The sequence below is a fragment of the Planomonospora sp. ID91781 genome, assembly GCF_015711595.1.
Lineage (GTDB): Bacteria > Actinomycetota > Actinomycetes > Streptosporangiales > Streptosporangiaceae > Planomonospora > Planomonospora parontospora.
The window spans coordinates 2,545,124-2,562,424 of the sequence record NZ_JABTEY010000001.1; the positions used below are offsets into that span (position 1 = coordinate 2,545,124).

Here is a 17,301-nt window from a genome sequence, read left to right on the forward strand (position 1 = left end):
GAGATCTGTGGATCCGCTGAAGGCTCTTGCTGATGCGGAGCGCAAGCCGTACTGGCTGGACAGTCCGGCGAAACCCGAGCCGCGACCGCGGCTCACCGGAGACACCACCGCCGATCTCGCGGTGGTCGGAGGCGGCTTCTCGGGGCTGTGGACGGCCCTGATGGCCAAGGAACGCGACCCGTCGCTCGACGTGGTCCTGCTCGAAGGACGCAGGATCGGCTGGGCGGCCACCGGCCGCAACGGCGGCTTCGCGATGGCGACCCTCACCCACGGCATCGCCAACGGGCTGGAACGCTGGCCCGAGGAGGTCCGGACCCTGGAGCACCTGGGCCTGCGCAACCTCGACGAGATCGGCGAGACCGTCGAACGGTACGGCATCGACTGCGGCTACGAGCGCACCGGCGAACTGCACGTGGCGACCGAACCCTGGCAGCTGGAGGAGATGCACCGCAACGCCGAGACCGCCCGCGAGATGGGCGTGCGGTTCGACGTGATGGACGCCGACCGGGTCAGGGCGGAGGTGGACTCGCCCACCTACGTCGGCGGCATGTGGGAGCGCGACGGCTGCGCGATGCTCGATCCGGCCGCCCTGGCGTGGGGCCTGCGGCGGGCCTGCCTGGAGCAGGGGGTGCGCATCCACGAGCGCACCCCGGTCCGCCACATGCGGGAGACCCCGACCGGCATGGAACTACTGACCCGGGACGGCACCGTCAGGGCGCGCGCGGTCGCCCTGGGCACCGGCGTCTTCCCGCCGCTGCTGCGGCGGCTGAAGCACTTCGTGGTCCCGGTCTACGACTACGCGCTGGTCACCGAGCCGCTCTCGGCGGAGCAGCTGGCCTCGATCGGCTGGCGCAACCGGCAGGGCGTCGGAGACTCGGCCAACCGGTTCCACTACTACCGGCTGACCGCCGACGACCGCATCCTGTGGGGCGGCTACGACGCGGTCTACTACAACGGCGGCAGGATGAGGCCGGAGTACGAGCAGCGCGACGCGACCTTCACCACGCTGGCGGAGCACTTCTTCACGACCTTCCCCCAGCTGTCGGGCCTGCGCTTCACCCACCGGTGGGGCGGCGTCATCGACACCTGCAGCCGCTTCAGCGCCTTCTACGGGCGTTCGCACGGCGGGCGCGTCGCCTACGCCGTCGGCTACACCGGCATGGGCGTCGGGGCGACCCGCTTCGGCGCCAACGTCATGCTCGACCTGCTGGCCGGGCGGCAGACCGAGCGGACGCGGCTCCGGATGGTCCGCGAGAAGCCGATCCCCTTCCCGCCCGAGCCGGTCCGCTCGGCCGGGATCCAGCTGACCCGCTGGTCGATCGCCCGGGCCGACCTCAACCAGGGCCGCCGCAACCTCTGGCTGCGGACCCTGGACCGGATGGGCCTGGGCTTCGACTCCTGACCCGCCGACCCGGGCGGGACCCCGGGAGCCGGTCTCCCCGGCTCCCGGGGTCCCGGGACCCCGTACGGCTCCGCGTTCCCGGCTGGCGCCGGGAGCGCGGGCCGTACAGACTTGGGGGATGACCGAGAGGGTTGAGTTCACCGCCGACGGCGTCACGCTCGTCGGCGACCTGCGGGGCCCGGGAGGGCCGGGGCCGCATCCGGCGCTGGTCCTCACCGGGCCGTTCACCGGCACCCGCGACCAGGTCACCGGCCGGTACGCCGCCCGGCTGGCCGAGGCGGGATACGTGACGCTGGCGTTCGACCACCGCAACTGGGGCGAGTCCGGCGGGCAGCCCCGCTGCGACGAGGACCCGCAGGGCAAGCTGCGCGACCTGCGGGCCGCCGTCTCGCTGCTGCGGGCGCGGCCCGAGGTGGACGGCGGCAGGATCGGCGCGGTCGGGATCTGCCTCGGCGCGGGCTACGCGCTGAAGTTCGCCGCCTTCGACCCCCGGGTGCGGGTCTTCGCCGGGATCGCCGGGGCCTACAACAACCCCTACGCGATGCTCGCCGGGATGTCGCCGGCCGGATACCAGGGGGCGCTGGCCTCCTTCACCGAGGTCCTGGAGCGCCAGGACCTCGGCGGTCCGGTGGAGTACGTCCCGGCCGTCGCGGAGGAGGGCGAGGCGGCGATGCCGGGCGACGAGCCGTTCGCCTACTACGGCACCTCCCGCGGAGCCTCGCCGCACTGGCGCAACGAGGTCACCCGGGCGTCGGTCCGCGAGCTGATCACCATGGACAACATGACCGGCGCCGACTTCCTGGGGTCCCGGCCCGGGCTCGTCGTGCACGGCGTCGTCGACCGGTTCTGCTCCCCGGAAGGGGCCGAGGAGGCCTACAAGCGGATGGAGGGGCCCAAGCAGCTCGTCTGGCTGGACGCCAAGCTGCACATCGACCTCTACGACGCCGAGCCGTACGTCACCCAGGCCGTCGACGCGGTGACCTCCTTCCTCGCCGACCACCTCTAGCGGGGCGGTCCGGGCCGTGCGGGCCGGGCCGTGCGGGCCGGACCGCCGGAGGTAGCGGACAGTCGGCAGTCGCGGTCCGCCGGAAGCAGCGGACCGGTGGAGGCCGCGGACCGACGAAGGTCACAGGCCGTACATCCATCGATGTACGGCCCGGATGGGTCCGCGCGACGATGTCCGGCGCCGCTGCGGCCGGAATCGTGGAAGACATGACGAGTCAGCGCATCGACGCCCTCGACGTGCTCCGCGGCATTGCGATCATGGGCACGCTGGGCACCAACATCTGGATCTTCACCAGTCCCGCCGGGCCGGCGGGGGCGCTCGCCGCGCTGGAGCCGGCGGGCGCCCTGGAGACCCTCCTGCGCTTCCTGACCAACGGCAAGTTCCTGGCCCTGCTCACCCTGCTGTTCGGGGTCGGCCTGGAGCTGCAGTACCGCTCGGCGCGGCGGCGGGGTACGCCCTGGCCGGGCTGGTACCTGTGGCGGGCGGCGCTGCTGTTCGCCGAAGGGCTGATCCACTACCTGCTGATCTTCGAGTTCGACGTGCTGATGGGCTACGCCGTGACCTCGATGGTCGTCGCCTACCTGATCGGCCGCAGCGACCGCGCGGTCCGGTGGTGGATCATCGGCGTGGGATCGGCGTTCACCGCGGTCATCGGCCTGCTCACCGCCGCGCTGCTGACCGCGCCGGAGCAGCGGGCCGGGCGGGCGGACGAGCCGGTCACCCTGTTCACCGAGGGAAGCTACGCCGACCAGGTCGCCGCCCGGATCGACTCCTTCGCCCTCTACCGGCTGGAGGCGGTGTTCATCGTCCCGCTGGGCATTGTGCTGTTCCTGCTCGGCTCGCGGCTGATGCGCGCCGGGGCCTTCGAGGGCTCGGAGCGGGGTACGGTGCTCCGCCGCAGGCTCATGCTTCTCGGGTTCGGCGTCGGCGCGCCGCTGAACCTGCTCACCTCCTTCGCCGGGGAGGGCTGGTTCCTGGTGGACCGCTACCTGCTGCCCCCGCTGGTGGCCCTCGGTCTGCTCGCCCTGGTCACGACCGTCGCGCACCGCCTGTCCGGGACTCCGGGCCTCCTGCGGCGCGGCCTGACGGGCGTCGGCCGGACCGCGCTCAGCTGCTACGTGCTGCAGAACCTGGTGGCGGCGGCGCTCTGCTACGGCTGGGGACTCGGCCTGGCCGGGCGCCTGGCCGACCAGGGGCCGTGGTGGCCGGTGGCCGCCTGGGCGGGCGTCTGCGCCCTGTTCACCGTCCTGGCCGCGCTCTGGCTGCGCCGCTTCGACCGGGGACCGCTGGAACTGGCCTGGCAGTGGGCCTACCGGGCGCCGCAGCGCTCCCGGAGGTCCGGCGGTCCCGGCGCGGACGGCGCCGAGCGGTCCCGTGACGCGGTCCGGAGCCCGTGAGCCTCGGCATGCGGGCCTCACGGCTCCGCGCACCCGGATCACAGGCCGAGCGGTACCGGCCTCGCCGGAACTCCGCCGGTGATCAGCGCTGCCAGCGGGGTGGCCAGGTCGCGCGGTGAGAACAGGTCGGGGCCGTGGTAGCCCGCGATCTCGGCCGGCCGCCACCAGCGGAAGCCGGTGACGTTCTCGGCGGCGAGTTCGGCGTCGGACATCGCGCCGCGGGGATCGAACGACGCGGTGCGGATGAGGAAGTGGTCGTTGACGACGCCGTCGTAGCCCACCGCGTGCCCCGGTTCGACGACCTCCTGGCGCCAGACGTGCGGCGGGTCGGCGTCGACGGCGAGTCCCATGCTATCCGCCCGCCCCGGCCGGGACGATCTCCTGGAACCGGCCCCGCGGGACCGGCCGTTCACGCCCCCGGCCTGTCTCCGACGGTCCGTCCGCGCCTCGCCGGGATCCGTTCCGGACGGCTCCCGGCGAGGCCCGGGACGACGCTCAGACCACCAGCAGGGTCTTGCCGACCACGTCACGGGCCTCGATCGCGGCGTGCGCGTCGGCGGCCCGCTCCAGCGGGAAGGTCCGCCCGACCACCGGCCGGAGGCGTCCCGCCGCGGCCTCGGCCAGCGCCCGCACGGTCAGCCGCCCCGCCTCCTCGGGTGCGAACTGCACGTCCCGGATGCCGCGCAGGCTCACCCCGCGTTCCCGCGCCTCCTCCGGGTCGATCTCGGCGAAGCCCCCGGTGGGCGCGCCGTGCGCGGAGAACCGGCCGCCGCGCGCCGTCACCCCGAACGCCTCACCGCCGATCCGCCCGCCGACCCCGTCGAAGACCACGTCGGCTCCGGCGCCGCCGGTCAGCTCGCGCACCAGCTCCGCCCAGCCCTCCTCGGAGGGGTCCACCACGGCTTCTGCGCCGAGGTCCCGGACCAGGTCCGTCTTCCGCGCGCCGCGGGCGGTGCCGATGACCCGGGCCCCCGCCGCGTGCGCCAGCTGGACGAGCAGGAATCCCATCCCGCCGCTCGCCCCGGTCACCAGCACCCGTTCCCCCGTCCGGACCCGCGCCGCCTCGAAGACGCCCAGCGCGGTGACGCCGTCGTGCACGAGGGCCGCGGCGTCGGGCAGGTCCAGGCCGTCGGGCACTGGGACCAGCGTCTCCACCGGGACCGCCGCCCGCTCGGCGTAGCCGCCCGCCGCGCCGGTCTTGGCGACGACGCGCCGCCCGGTCCAGGCGGGGTCCACCCCCTCCCCGGTGGAGAGCACCCGCCCCGAGATCCCTCCGCCCGGCACGTACGGCGGCCGCACGTCGAAGTACCCGCCCATCTCCCCGCCGCGGATCTGGGTCTCCACGAACAGGGTGTCCACGACGGCCACGCCGACCACGACCTGACCCGGCCCGGCGACCGGGTCCGGAACCTCGCGCACCGCCAGCACCTCGGGCCCGCCGAACGCCTTCGCCTCGATCACTTTCATGGCCGCTCTCCTCATGTCGTGCTCGCTCGCATCCGTCGGAAGCAGTCTCGAACCTCGACTTTGCTTGAGGTCAACCGGGAGTGACCGGCGTCACACGGCGCCGACCGGGGCCGTACGGCGTCCCCGCTCAGGACGCGGCGGGCGGGACGGAGACGGCGACCGTGCCGGAGGTGCCGTCCACGGTGATCTCCTGACCGGTGACGACCCGCCCGGTCGCGCGGGCCACTCCGACGACCGCCGGGATGCCGTACTCGCGGGCGACCACCGCGCCGTGCGAGTTGGCCCCGCCCATCTCCATCACCAGGCCGCCCGCGGTCAGGAACAGCGGGGTCCAGCCGGGGTCGGTGGACGGGCAGACGAGGATCTCGCCGGGCTCCAGGTGCGCGCCCACCGGGTCGAGGACCACCCGGGCGAGGCCGGTGACGCTGCCCGCCGAGGCCGGGGTCCCGGTCAGCGCGCCGTCCGCGGCCGCGGCGGCACCGGCGACGGCCTCCGGCTCGGTCCCGTCGGACAGCAGCACGCGCGGCACGTGCCTGCGGCGGCGCTCGCGGGCGGCCTCCTCGCGCCGCCCGGCGACGAGCGCGCGCAGCGCCCCCGGCCCGGCGGACGGCCCGGATCCGCCCGGAGCCCGGGTCCCGGCCGAGGGTCCGGATCCCTCCGGCGCGCCCGCCCCGGCCGTGGCGCCGGGGCGGGCCGGGGCATCGGATCCGGTCAGGGCGGTGCGGGCCTCCCGCAGGGTCAGGAAGAAGACGTCGTCCGGGGATGCGAGCAGGCCGCGCCCGGCCAGCTCGGCGCCGACGGCGGCCAGCTCCGCACGGGCCGCGGCAAGGGACGTGACCAGCAGGAACTTGGGGAACTCGCGCAGCCCGCACAGGGCGCGGGCGCGGCCGAGGGCGAAGCGCACCACCCGGCCCCGCAACCCGCCGGCCCGGGCCGCCAGACCCTCCACCACGGCCTCCGCCTCGGCGGCGCCCCGGGCGAACTGCACGTCGGGGGCCAGGGCCGGGTCGTCCAGCCGCAGGTAGTTGGCCAGCACGCCGATGACGTGCGCCGGGTCCTCCGACCAGCGGGGCACCCCGAGATCGATCTCGGCGACCGCGCGCACGCCGTACTCCCGCAGGAACTCCCGCAGGCCCTCCTCCACCACGGCGGGCAGTGCCCCCGCGTGGAAGCGCGCGGCGAGCTCGGCGGCGGGGGTGCCCAGGAGCAGGGCGGCAGCGGGGGCGTCCCGGCGGATCCGGGCCGCCAGGTGCCACAGGGCCAGGTCCATCTCGGTGGTCACGTTGCGCGGCAGGCCGCGCAGCACGGTCGGGAACTCGCCGGGCCGGGCGCGGCCGCCCAGCAGCCGCACGGCCAGACCGAACATGGCGAACCCGGCCAGCGGGCCCGGAGCCACCTCCGGGACGAGCCGGAACGTCCAGCGGCTCAGGATCAGCTCGGCCCGGTCGAGGCGCTGGAGCGCGGTGGCGTCCGGCGGGGAGGCGAGGTGCGCCCGCAGGGCCGACTCGGTCGCCCGTGCGTGCCGGTGCGCGCTCTCGGGCCGCAGCAGCGCCCGCAGCGCGCGCGGCAGGACCCGGTAGCGGCCCGCGACCCGCAGGGCCCGGCGCAGGGCGGGACGCACGGACCGCCGGGTCACGCCGAACCGGGGATCGGCAGCCAGGGCCCGCAGGACCACCGCCGACCTGGCCTCCATCACGTCGAGCACCCGGGGGAGGACGGCCCGGCCCACGCGGCTGCGCATGATCCCGGTGACGTCCAGGAAGAGCCGCCCGCCCGCCTCGGCGAACCGCGGCGCCCCGGCCCGGGGATCGGCCACCGGGTGTCCCAGCAGGCCGAGCGCGGCCGACGACATCAGCCGGAAGGCGGCCATGCCCATCGGGGTGATCGGCTGGTGGAGGCCCTGGGCGAGGCTGAGGCAGACGTGGATCCGGAGCCCGTCGTCGAGGTCGGCGGAGGCGTCCGCCGCCTCGTCCGGACCGGCGTGGCGGGGGATCGGGTGCAGGGTGGTGATCGGGCGCGACTGGGTGAGCCGGAGGGCGCCGTCCGAGTCGACGGCCCACTCGATGTCCTGCGGCGCCCCGTAGTGCTCCTCGACCCGGTCGCCCAGCTCGGCCAGGGCCCGGGCCTGCCCGTCGGTGAGGCAGAACGCGCCCTCTGCCCCGTCCGGGGTCCCCTCCGCCGCCGGGCCCGCCGCCCCGGTCGCGATCCCGTTCATCCCGCCCGCGGTCCCGTCCGCCGTTCTCCCGCCGGCCGTTCCGGCCGCCGCCCTCTCGTCCGCCCTTCCGGCCGCCGGGGTCTCGACGTGCTCGACGCCGCCGCCCGCCCGCGACCGTACGGCCAGCCGCTTGTCGCCCGCCCGCCGGTCGGTGATCCGCCCGGTCGCGACGTCCACCGTGAAGCGGTCGGGGTTGACCGCACCGGAGACGACCGCCTCGCCCAGGCCGGGAGCGGCGTCGATCACCGCCTGGCGACGCCGCCCGGTGACCGGGTCGGCGGTGAACATCACCCCGGCGACCTCGGCCTGCACCATCTCCTGGATCACGACGGCCAGTCGCACGCTCCGGTGGGCGACGCCGTTCGCCGCCCGGTAGGCGACGGCCCGGTCGGTCCAGAGCGAGGCCCAGCAGTGCCGGACCGCCTCCAGCACGGCCTCCGGCCCGACCACGTTCAGGAAGGTGTCCTGCTGCCCGGCGAAGCTGGCGTCCGGGAGGTCCTCGGCGGTGGCGGAGGAGCGGACCGCGACGGGGCCGTGCGCGCTGCGCCGTACGGCGTCGGCGACCTCCTCGGGGACCGGGGCCGAGAGCACGGCGGCGCGGGCGGTGCCGGCCAGCTCGGCCAGGGCCCGGGTGTCGGTGGGGGAGGTCACCTCCAGGGCGTCGAGCGCGGCCTCCAGCGACCCGGACCGCTCGGTGACCCGGCGGTAGGCCTCGGTGGTGAGGCAGACGCCGGGCGGGACCGGGAACCCGGCCGCGGTGAGCACGCCGAGGTTGGCCGCCTTGCCGCCGACGAGCGGCAGCATCCCGGCGTCGATCTCCTCGAACCTCAGGACCAGCGGAATCTCCATGGCACGCCTCCTACGGCAACGGTAAGCCTGCCCCGCACAATAAATCAACAAGTGATGAAATATGGCCTTTTCGTGCTCTTCGGGCATGCGGGATCCCCCGGGGTGGCCGTGACCCGGTCCGATGCCCGGGTCGGAGGGCTCGGCCTCGGAGGCGGGGGCGAGGGTCGCCACCCGCCACCCGTCCAGGAAGGAGCGGGCGGTCGGTGGAGGAGAGGCGTGACCGGGGCCGGTCAGGGAGCGGGACGCAGGCGCACGCAGCAGTGGCCGGGGGAGGGGGCGAGGCGGGCGGTCAGGCCGGGGGCGCCCAGGCCCTCCAGGAACCCGTCGAGCAGACGGAGGTTCATCCCGCACACCAGCTCGGTGTGCTCCCGGGCCAGCCGGTGGAAGGGGCAGTTCCGCAGGACGACGTCGCCGTCCTCGACGACGGGCTCGTAGCCGTGCTCCGCGAGCGCGTCCAGTGCGGCCGTCCGGGGGGCCCGGCCATCGGCGGCGCGCGCGGCCCCGCCGAGTTCGACGCCCAGCCGGTGGGCGCGCCGGTCGAGGGCGGCCCGGGGCGTGTCGCCCGAGCGTTCGGCCTCGACGAGGGCGTCGGCCAGCAGGAGGCCGGCCAGGTCGTAGTGGCGCTCCGGCAGGGAGACCGCGATGTCGCAGGCCGGGCGGCGGTACAGCTTGGCCGGGCGGCCCGCGCCGGGGCCGGTGCGGCCCGTGCGCCGTTCGAAGACGACGTCGAGCAGGCCCTGGCCCGCGAGCCGTTCGAGGTGGAAGGCGGCGGTCGTGCGCGGCAGCCCCAGGGCGGCGGCGACCTCGTCGCGGCTGACCGGCTCCCGCCCCCCGGTGACGTGCTCGTACACCTGCCGGCGCGTCGGCTCGTCGAGTGCGGCGACGGCGGAGATCCGGGCGATCCTGCGCTCTTCCACACCGATCACTCTATAACCAGTTCTCGTTGACGAAACAGAGCCGGAGGTCTAGCTTTCTAACTGAAGCCAATCCTGTTTTTAGAGGAGAAGTGCCATGACCGCTCGTGTGTCACCCATCGGTTCCTCCGGCCCGGCCATCCCGGCCGACACCGCCTACCGGGCCTACCTGCTGCTGCGCGCGGTCTTCACCGCGGCGCCGGTCCTGTTCGGGATCGACAAGTTCACCGGCCTGCTCGCCGACTGGCCGGCCTACCTCGCGCCGTGGATCGACTCCCTCGTCCCCGGCACCGCCCGGCAGGCCATGTACGGCGTCGGCGTCATCGAGATCGTCGCCGGGATCGCGGTCGCGCTGGCCCCGAGGTTCGGGGGCCTGCTCGTCGCCGCCTGGCTCGCCGGGATCATCGTCAACCTGCTGACCGTCCCGGGCTTCTACGACGTCGCCCTGCGCGACTTCGGCCTGCTCGCCGCCGCGGTGGCGCTCGCCCTGCTCGCCTCCCGCTACGAACCGTCCCGGCGCGGGGGCTCCTCGTCCTGAGCGGCCGCCGGATCTCCGGGCGGGCACGGCTCGCGGCTCGGCCGCCTGCCGCTCCGGGGAGACGGGACCGGCTCGCGGCTCCGCCACCCGCCGCTCCGGGAGGCGGGCACGGCTCGCGGGCCGTTCCCGCCCGCCGACCCCCGGAGTCCGGGAGGGCGGGTCAGGGCAGCCGCAGGTCGGCGAAGACCGGGCGGTGGTCGGTGCCCGGCAGGGAGTGCACGCTGAAGGCGTCCACCGCCATCCGGGCGTCGGCCAGCACGTGGTCGATGGTCACGCCGGGGACCGACCCCCACTCCCGGTGCAGTCCGTGCTGCGGCCAGGTCGCCGTCAGCCCCTGACCGGTCGCGTCGGCCGCGTCGCGGTAACCGCTGTCGAGCAGGTCGCGCACCGGCGGGTGGTCGAGGGTGGCGTTGAAGTCCCCGGCGAGCACCCGCAGTTCCCCGCCCGCACGCGGCAGTGCCCGCAGCCCGTCGGCCCAGCACGGCATCTTGTAGTCGTAGCTCGGTGCGCACGGGTGCACGGAGACGACCTCGATCCGCCGCCCCGACGGGTGCTCGACCACGGCCCGGGCCTGCCGGAACCGGCCCTTGTCGATCAGCGGCAGCTCGGAGAGGCGGTGCCGGGAGTAGACGCCCGACCCCGAGACCCCGGCGTGGGAACGGTCGACGGCGTACGGCAGGCGGGTGCGCAGCCCGGCCGCCTCCAGGCGCCCGACCGCCCCCGGGGTGAGCTCCTGCAGCGTGAGCACGTCGGGGTCGAGGGCCCGCACCAGCTGCATGAGAGCCGCGGTGTCGCCCGCGCCCACCTTCAGGTTCGCGGCGAGCACCCGCAGCCGCTGCGGCCCGGCGGGCGGGTCTCCGTCGGCGAAGTGGCGGGGGAGCACGGCGAGTGCGAGCACGGCGCTCACCACGAGGGCGACGGCCGCCGCCGCCCGGCGGCGCAGCCCCAGGGCCAGCAGCAGCGGCGCCCCCGAGGCCGCGGCCACATAGGGGGTGAACGCCACCAGCGCCACCCACTGCCACACTGGGGTCCAGCCGGTGGCCCTGAGCACCGCCCAGCCCGCGAACGGCAGCAGCGCCGCCCAGGCCAGCGCGCCCGCCCACCTCGATCGGATCATGAGGCGGAGCGTATCGGCCGTCCGTGCAGATTCCGTGAAGATCCATAGCGGATCCTGACGATCCACCGGTCACGGACGATGAGCGGAGAGTCCGTTTCATGGCATAACATAGCCCTTCGATGCGTTGTGAACGCATACACGTAATGACCGCCCGGCGGCCGCCACCTGAAAGGGGCGGTATCTACCTCGGTCGAAGCCCACCACGACGGTGCGCTCCCGGGTCCGGGCCGCGTCCTCCGTCTGGAATCTCGACGGAGACGTCTCAGTGAAGTCCTACCTCGCGGTGCTCGGCACGCCCGGAGCCTGGCGGTTCCTCGCCCCCGCGTTCGTCGCCCGCCTGCCGTACGCCATGCTGCAGCTCGGCATCCTCCTGCTCGTGCACTGGTCCACCGGCTCGTACGGCGCGGCGGGCATCGCCTCCGCGGCCGCCGCCGTGGCGCAGGCGCTGATCGGCCCGCAGACCGGCCGCCTCGCCGACCGGTACGGCCAGGCGAGGGTGCTCGTCCCCCAGGTCCTCGCGCACGCCGCCGCACTGGGCGGACTGCTCGCGCTCGCCGCCGCGCACGCGCCGGGCGCCCTGCTGGTGGCCGTCTCGGCCCTGGCGGGCGGCTCGATGCCGCAGGTCGGCTCCATGGTCCGGACCCGGTGGGCCCACGTGCTCGGCGGCTCGGAGGGTTCGGCGAAGCTGGGCACGGCCTTCGCGCTGGAGTCGATCACCGACGAGCTGACCTTCACCGTCGCCCCGGTGCTGCTGGTGGCCCTGTCGACCGGGTTCTCACCCGTCTGGGCGCTGCTGGCGGCGCTGGTCATGGTCGTGGCCGGCACGCTGGCGTTCGCCGCGGTCCGCAGGGGCGCCCCCGAGCCGATGCCGGTCCGGGTCCGCTCCCGGCGGGGCGTGCTCCGGCTGCGCGGCGTGGCCGTGCTCGCGACCGCGTTCGTCGCACTCGGCACGGTCTTCGGCAGCCTGCAGGTCGGCATCACCTCCTCGACGGCCGCGCTCGGCCAGGCCGGGGCGGCGGGACCCGTCTACGCGACCTTCTCCGGCGCCAGCCTGGTGGGCGGCGCCCTCTACGGGCTCGTCCGCTGGAAGGCCGGGGCCGCGCACCGGCTGGCGGCGGCCGTCGGCCTGCTCTCCGCGGCGACGGTCGCGCTGACCTCCGCCGGGTCCGTCCCGGTGCTGTACGGCACGGCGGCCCTGGCCGGGTTCGTCATCGCCCCCGCGGTGATCACCGGCTACACCCTGGTGGAGCAGCTGGTCCCCGCCGAGGTCAGGACCGAGGCGTTCACCTGGCTCAACGGCGCGATCGGCCTGGGCATCGCCACCGGCGCGGCGGTGGCGGGCCAGCTCGTGGACCGGTTCGGCACCGGCTTCGCGTTCCTGGTCCCGCCGGTCACCACCGGCCTGGCCGCCCTGCTGGTCCTGGCCTTCCTGCGGCGCCTCGCCCCCGCGGGCGGCGCCGTCCGGGCCCGGGAGCTGGTCTCGGCCTCCTGACGCCCGTCAGGCGCGGGCGGCCTGGGCGGCGCGGCGGGCCTCGCGGCGCTCGACGAAGCGCGAGGCGGTGACCTCGGTCCGGGCCAGGAAGTCGGCGAGCTCCTCGCGGGCCTTCTCGCCCTCGGCGTCGAGCCCCCCCATGTCGAAGACGGCCCACTGGCGCAGGACCGGCATGAGCACGTCGTCGAGGTGCAGGCGCAGGTCGTAGATGCCGGCGTTGGCGATGACGAGGGCCTTGCGGGTGAAGCCCTCGATGCCGGTGCCGGGCATCTGGAAGGTGGTGACCACGTCGGTCACGGCGCGCATGGTCTGGCTCGGGGTGAGCTGGAAGGCCGCGTTGAGCAGGTTGCGGTAGAAGAGCATGTGCAGGTTCTCGTCGGCCGCGATCTTGGCGAGCAGGCGCTCGCAGTTCGGGTCCTGGGAGGCCTTGCCGGTGTTGCGGTGGGAGATGCGGGTCGCCAGCTCCTGGAACGAGACGTAGGCCAGCGAGTGGAGCACCCCCTCGTAGGAGTTGGTGAAGCCCTCGCCCATGTGCGTCATCCGGGCCCGCTCCAGGGCGACCGGGTCCACGGCGCGGGTGACCGTCAGGTAGTCGCGGATCGCGGTGCCGTGGCGGCCCTCCTCCGCGGTCCAGCGGTGCACCCAGGTGCCCCAGGCCGCGTCGCGGCCGAAGGTCGTGGCGATCTCGTGGTGGTAGCTGGGGAGGTTGTCCTCGGTCAGCAGGTTCACGATGAGGGAGATGCGCGCCTCCTCGGGGATCTCCGAGTCGGTCGGAGACCAGGGCTCGCCGCCGAACACACCGTCGTAGTCCCTGCCCTCGGACCACGGGATGTACTCGTGCGGGAACCACTCCTTGGCGACCTTCAGGTGCCGGTCCAGCTCCCCGGCGACGACGGGCTCAAGCTCAAGCAGCAGCTCGGTCTGACTGAACTCTCGCATGGGGCTTCTCCCTCGCAGATTACGGAACCGTAACCTACGTTAGCGTAGGTAAAAGTGCGCCCGGTTAGTGTGAACGACCCTATTTATTGGCCCGTGGTTTGTGGTTTTCCTACTTGTGCTGGAGGACCGGTGCCCCGGACCCGTGCCGGGCGGCGGCCGGACGCCGCGGCGGGCGCCCGGCGGCCTCCGGCAGGGCCCTGCCGGAGGCGTGCCCCGCGGCCAGGAAGACCAGGGTGATCTCGGCCAGCAGCAGCAGGCGCTCGACCAGGCCGTAGTAGCCCGGCCCGCCGATCGGCTCCGCGATCGGGGAGCCCGGGTGCGCCGCCAGGAACAGGGCGAGCAGCGCCACGCAGGCCGCGCTCACCGCCGGCAGCGCGACCCCGCCGGACCGGCGGCCGAGCAGCCGGCCCGCGCACGGCAGCGCGGTGAACACCACGGCCGCCGACCAGCGGTGGATCTCCCCGGCGATCGAGGTGACCCCCGGCGCGGCGTCGGTGGGGAACACCGCGGTCAGCAGCAGGCCGAGCGCGCCGGCGACGAGCAGCACGCGGGCGGCCGCGCTGCGGGCGGGGTCCGTCCGGGCCAGGCCGTACGCGGTCCACAGGCAGGCCGAGGCCAGCGCGAGCGTGCCGCCGACCAGCGCCCAGGCGGTGGCGTCGTGCAGCGCGTAGTCGCTGACCAGGTCGCCCATCGGGTCCACGGCCCCGCCGGCGGCCAGGTGCGCGTAGCCCATCGCCACCGCCGCGAGCACGGCCCCGCCCCTGCCGAGCTCCCCACCGTTGCCGAGGGTTCCGCCCCGGCCGCTCACCGTGCGACCTCCCGGTAGATCTCCTCGAACCGGGCCAGGGAGGCCTGGTGGTCGTGGGTCAGGGCGATCTCACGGCTCGCCGCCCCCATGGCGGCGCACAGGGCAGGGGACTCGAGCAGCGCGGTCAGGTGGCGGGCCAGGCCGTGGACGTCGCCGGGACGGTACAGGTGGCCGTTCTCCCCGGGCCGCACCAGGTGGGGCAGGGCCATCGCGTCGGCGGCGACCACCGGCAGCCCGGCGGCCATCGCCTCCAGCGTGGCGATGCTCTGCAGTTCGGCCACGCCCGGCATGGCGAACACGTCGGCGGCGGCGTAGGCGTCGGGCAGCATGTCGTCCGGGACGAACCCCAGGAAGGTGACGCGGTCGCCGACGCCGATGCGCCGCGCCAGCCGCTCCAGCGAGGCCCGCCGCCCGCCGGTGCCGGCCAGCGCGAGCTGCGCGTCGGTCCCGTTGAGGACGTACGGCAGCGCCCGGATGAGCTCGTCCAGCCGCTTCTCCTCGTCCAGCCTCCCGACGAAGAGCACGGTCCGGCGGTCGGGCAGGTCCACGGCCTTGCGCGCCCACGCCCGGGGCTCCTTGCGGGGCCGGAACCGGCTGAGGTCGATGCCGCAGGAGACCGGCTCCACGGGACGGCTGAAGCCCTTGCCGGCGAGCAGCCCGGCCGCGATGCGGGTCGGGGTGGTGATCCGGTCCGCCCGGGAGAAGACCCGGTTGAAGTCGCGCCAGGCGAGGTCGCCCGCCCGGTCCCGGAGCGGCTCGGGCACGTGCGCGAACTGGAAGAGGTTGTCGGGCATGAAGTGGTTGGTGGCGACCACGGGCACGCCCGCCCGCCGGGCGGCCGAGATCGCCGCACGGCCGACCACGAAGTGCCCCTGGACGTGGACCACGTCGGGGGCGATCGCGGCGACCAGCCGGTCGAGCCTGGCCGGCACCGAGATGCGCATGGTCGGGTGAACGAGCACCGGCGCCGAGCGCAGCCGGTGCACGGTCACCCCGTCGACGTGTTCGGTCCTGGCCGGGCCGGTCTCCGAGGCGCAGACCACGTGGACGTCGTTGCCCCGCCGGGCGAGGCCCCGGGCCAGCCGGTGGGTGAAGTAGGCGGCGCCGTTCACGTCCGGCGGGTAGGTGTCGGTCCCGATCAGGACCCGGCACGGCCGGGTGCCGGAGGAGCCCGGCGAGGAGGGGGACCCGGCGGGAAGGGGCTCGGCGGTGGACACGGCGGAGGAGGGCATGGAGGGGGTCATGACCATGGGGGAAGGATCCGTTCGTCAGAGTTCATTGGGATTCGTTGGGGCTGATCGGGATTCGTAGAGGTTCAGCCGGGCCGAGCCAGGTTCGGCCGGATCCGGCCGGGTCTGATCCGGCCGGGCACGGCCGGGTTCGGGGGAGTCATCGGGCAGCCGGGTCGGGTGCGGGGGTCATCGGGGTGGTCCGGGCCAGGGCGACCGTCCCGGCGGCGGCGAGCGCTCCGGCCCCCAGGGCGACGAGTGTGCTCACCGCCCCGGTGGGCAGCGGCTCACCCAGCAGGAGGGCCCCGAAGGCGACGGCGGTGAGCGGGTCGGTCACCTGGAGCGCGGCGAACGCGACGCCGAAGTGGCCCACGGCGTAGGCGCGCTGCAGCAGGACCAGCGCGAGCAGGGCGGGCACCGGGACGGCGGCCAGGAACCAGGGCTCCCAGTTGCCGTCGACCAGCACCCGGGCGAGTGTGGCGGTCGCGCCGTACAGCACGCCCGCCGCGGTCGCGAGCAGTGCGGCCCGCGCCGCGGGGGAGGACCGCCGCCCGGCGGCCCACAGCACCAGTGACACGGCGGCCGCGCCCCCGAGCAGGACCGCTGCCTCGCCGGTGCCGAGGTACGGCGAGCCGGTGTGCTCGGGCACCACCAGGACCAGGCCCATCAGCCCGATCGCGATCACCGCGGCGGAGGCGAGCTCGCCGGGCCGGGGCCTGCGGTGCCGCAGCGCGGCGGCGCAGGGCAGGGCGAACAGGAGGCTGGCCACGCCCATCGGCTGGACCACCGTGAGCGGGCCGTACTTCAGCGCGACGATGTGCAGGGCCGTGCCGGCGCCGATCGCGAGCCCGCCGAGCAGCCACCGGGGGCGGCGCAGCAGGCGGCGGAGCGCGGGGCCGGAGGCGCGGGCCGCCTCGAACTGCTGCAGCGCCGCGCCGAGGGCGAAGAACAGAGATCCCACCAGTGCCAGTCCGGCCGCGAGCACAGTCATGCGCACTCCTCCCAGAGCAGATCAAGACATGGCGAGATGACCGTGACGTCTCGCGGAGGCGTCCGGACGAGGTCTTCCGGTGAACCACTGGCAGCGTCCCGCGGCCGGGACACCGGAGCCATGGGGGATCTCCCTGAGTTTCCCGGGAGATCCCTGGGATCCGCCCCGAAGGGGCGAGAGCCCGCCGGGCCGTCACACGGCCCGGCGGATACCGGCCGCCACCGTCGGCGACCGGTGGCCGGCACCCGGCGGAACCGGCGGGCGCCGGTCAGTCGGAGGCGGCCAGGACCGGTTCGGACTCCCGGGCCCCCTCCCGGGAGGAGGCCCGGCGGTGCCGCAGGTACCGGACCACCTCGACGACCACCGTGATCGTCACGGCGATGCCGAGGCCGAGCAGCAGGCCCTTGATCGGGTCGTGCTCGAACGCGGCGCCGCCCACGTAGCCGATCAGCGCGGAGTAGACGGCCCAGGAGGCGGCGGCGACCGCGTCGAAGAGGGCGAAGGAGCGGCGGGGGTAGGCCACCGCGCCCATGGTCAGGGTGCAGGCCGTCCGGCCGCCGGGGATGTAGCGGGCGACCACCAGGACGAGTCCGCCCCGCTCGGCCAGCGCCCGCTCCGCCCAGGCGAAGGCCTTGCCCGTCCGCCTGCCGCCGCGCAGCCGGCCGTTGGCGGTCCGGCCGATGGCGTAGGAGATGTGGTCGCCGGTGAAGGCGCCCAGCGCCCCCACCGCGATCACCAGGGCCAGGTCCGGCGCGCCGGTCGAGGCGGCGAACACGCCCGCCGTGATGAGGGACGTCTCGGCGGGCACGATCGGGAAGAAGCCGTCGAGCACCGCCAGCGCGAACAGCGCCAGATAGATCCAGGGCGAGGCCATCGCCTGCTGGACCGCGTCGAGGATGGCTTGGGTCACGACGAAGCTCCATGCGTAGGGGGATCT

Annotated in this window: 15 protein-coding genes; 5 read left to right on the forward strand and 10 right to left on the reverse strand. The window is 75.0% G+C overall.

The window, feature by feature from the left end:
- Positions 1 to 7 precede the first annotated feature (7 nt).
- From HS048_RS11640 to HS048_RS11650, 3 genes are all read left to right on the forward strand, one after another.
- Positions 8 to 1,402, forward strand: a complete 1,395-nt coding sequence (locus HS048_RS11640) for an FAD-binding oxidoreductase (RefSeq protein ID WP_068895132.1) — start codon at positions 8 to 10, stop codon at positions 1,400 to 1,402.
- Positions 1,403 to 1,520: 118 nt separating this feature from the next.
- Entirely contained in the window at positions 1,521 to 2,408 is an 888-nt protein-coding gene (locus HS048_RS11645) for an alpha/beta hydrolase (RefSeq protein WP_196466945.1), read from the forward strand.
- A gap of 206 nt (positions 2,409 to 2,614) precedes the next feature.
- Positions 2,615 to 3,805 (forward strand): DUF418 domain-containing protein, encoded by a 1,191-nt coding sequence (locus tag HS048_RS11650; protein ID WP_196466946.1) that lies wholly within the window; start codon positions 2,615 to 2,617, stop codon positions 3,803 to 3,805.
- Positions 3,806 to 3,843: 38 nt separating this feature from the next.
- Here the strand turns inward: HS048_RS11650 and HS048_RS11655 are convergent, their stop codons facing one another.
- The 4 genes from HS048_RS11655 to HS048_RS11670 all read right to left on the reverse strand — a co-directional run bounded on the left by HS048_RS11655 (position 3,844) and on the right by HS048_RS11670 (position 9,253).
- Positions 3,844 to 4,155 carry a hypothetical protein gene (locus tag HS048_RS11655; protein WP_196466947.1) on the reverse strand — a complete coding sequence of 104 codons (312 nt, stop codon included), beginning with the start codon at positions 4,153 to 4,155 and terminating at the stop codon, positions 3,844 to 3,846.
- Between the two features lie 145 nt (positions 4,156 to 4,300).
- Positions 4,301 to 5,272, reverse strand: a complete 972-nt coding sequence (locus tag HS048_RS11660; protein ID WP_196466948.1) for a zinc-binding dehydrogenase — start codon at positions 5,270 to 5,272, stop codon at positions 4,301 to 4,303.
- A gap of 127 nt (positions 5,273 to 5,399) precedes the next feature.
- Positions 5,400 to 8,336 (reverse strand): PEP/pyruvate-binding domain-containing protein, encoded by a 2,937-nt coding sequence (locus HS048_RS11665; RefSeq protein WP_230880809.1) that lies wholly within the window; start codon positions 8,334 to 8,336, stop codon positions 5,400 to 5,402.
- Positions 8,337 to 8,566: 230 nt separating this feature from the next.
- Positions 8,567 to 9,253: a helix-turn-helix domain-containing protein gene (locus HS048_RS11670; RefSeq protein WP_307832432.1), complete on the reverse strand. Its 687-nt coding sequence runs from the start codon at positions 9,251 to 9,253 to the stop codon at positions 8,567 to 8,569.
- A gap of 94 nt (positions 9,254 to 9,347) precedes the next feature.
- Between HS048_RS11670 and HS048_RS11675 the strand changes: the two genes are divergently transcribed.
- Positions 9,348 to 9,788, forward strand: a complete 441-nt coding sequence (locus HS048_RS11675) for a hypothetical protein (RefSeq protein ID WP_068895141.1) — start codon at positions 9,348 to 9,350, stop codon at positions 9,786 to 9,788.
- Between the two features lie 160 nt (positions 9,789 to 9,948).
- On the opposite strand, the gene HS048_RS11680 is transcribed toward HS048_RS11675, so the two are convergent.
- Entirely contained in the window at positions 9,949 to 10,905 is a 957-nt protein-coding gene (locus HS048_RS11680; RefSeq protein ID WP_196466949.1) for an endonuclease/exonuclease/phosphatase family protein, read from the reverse strand.
- 265 nt (positions 10,906 to 11,170) lie between these two features.
- Here HS048_RS11680 and HS048_RS11685 point away from each other — a divergent pair, with 265 nt between their 5' ends.
- Complete coding sequence (locus HS048_RS11685) at positions 11,171 to 12,397, forward strand: MFS transporter (RefSeq protein ID WP_196466950.1); 1,227 nt, start codon at positions 11,171 to 11,173, stop codon at positions 12,395 to 12,397.
- Between the two features lie 6 nt (positions 12,398 to 12,403).
- Here the strand turns inward: HS048_RS11685 and HS048_RS11690 are convergent, their stop codons facing one another.
- The 5 genes from HS048_RS11690 to HS048_RS11710 all read right to left on the reverse strand — a co-directional run bounded on the left by HS048_RS11690 (position 12,404) and on the right by HS048_RS11710 (position 17,274).
- Positions 12,404 to 13,336, reverse strand: a complete 933-nt coding sequence (locus HS048_RS11690) for an acyl-ACP desaturase (RefSeq protein WP_068895147.1) — start codon at positions 13,334 to 13,336, stop codon at positions 12,404 to 12,406.
- Positions 13,337 to 13,445: 109 nt separating this feature from the next.
- Positions 13,446 to 14,144: a DUF998 domain-containing protein gene (locus tag HS048_RS11695; RefSeq protein ID WP_196466951.1), complete on the reverse strand. Its 699-nt coding sequence runs from the start codon at positions 14,142 to 14,144 to the stop codon at positions 13,446 to 13,448.
- Positions 14,141 to 15,394 (reverse strand): glycosyltransferase, encoded by a 1,254-nt coding sequence (locus HS048_RS11700; protein WP_374058759.1) that lies wholly within the window; start codon positions 15,392 to 15,394, stop codon positions 14,141 to 14,143. The genes HS048_RS11695 and HS048_RS11700 overlap by 4 nt, the downstream gene beginning before the upstream one ends.
- Before the next feature lie 139 nt (positions 15,395 to 15,533).
- Positions 15,534 to 16,364 carry a DMT family transporter gene (locus HS048_RS11705; RefSeq protein WP_068895151.1) on the reverse strand — a complete coding sequence of 277 codons (831 nt, stop codon included), beginning with the start codon at positions 16,362 to 16,364 and terminating at the stop codon, positions 15,534 to 15,536.
- A 268-nt stretch (positions 16,365 to 16,632) separates the two neighbouring features.
- Positions 16,633 to 17,274 (reverse strand): DedA family protein, encoded by a 642-nt coding sequence (locus HS048_RS11710; RefSeq protein WP_191895972.1) that lies wholly within the window; start codon positions 17,272 to 17,274, stop codon positions 16,633 to 16,635.
- Positions 17,275 to 17,301 lie beyond the last annotated feature (27 nt).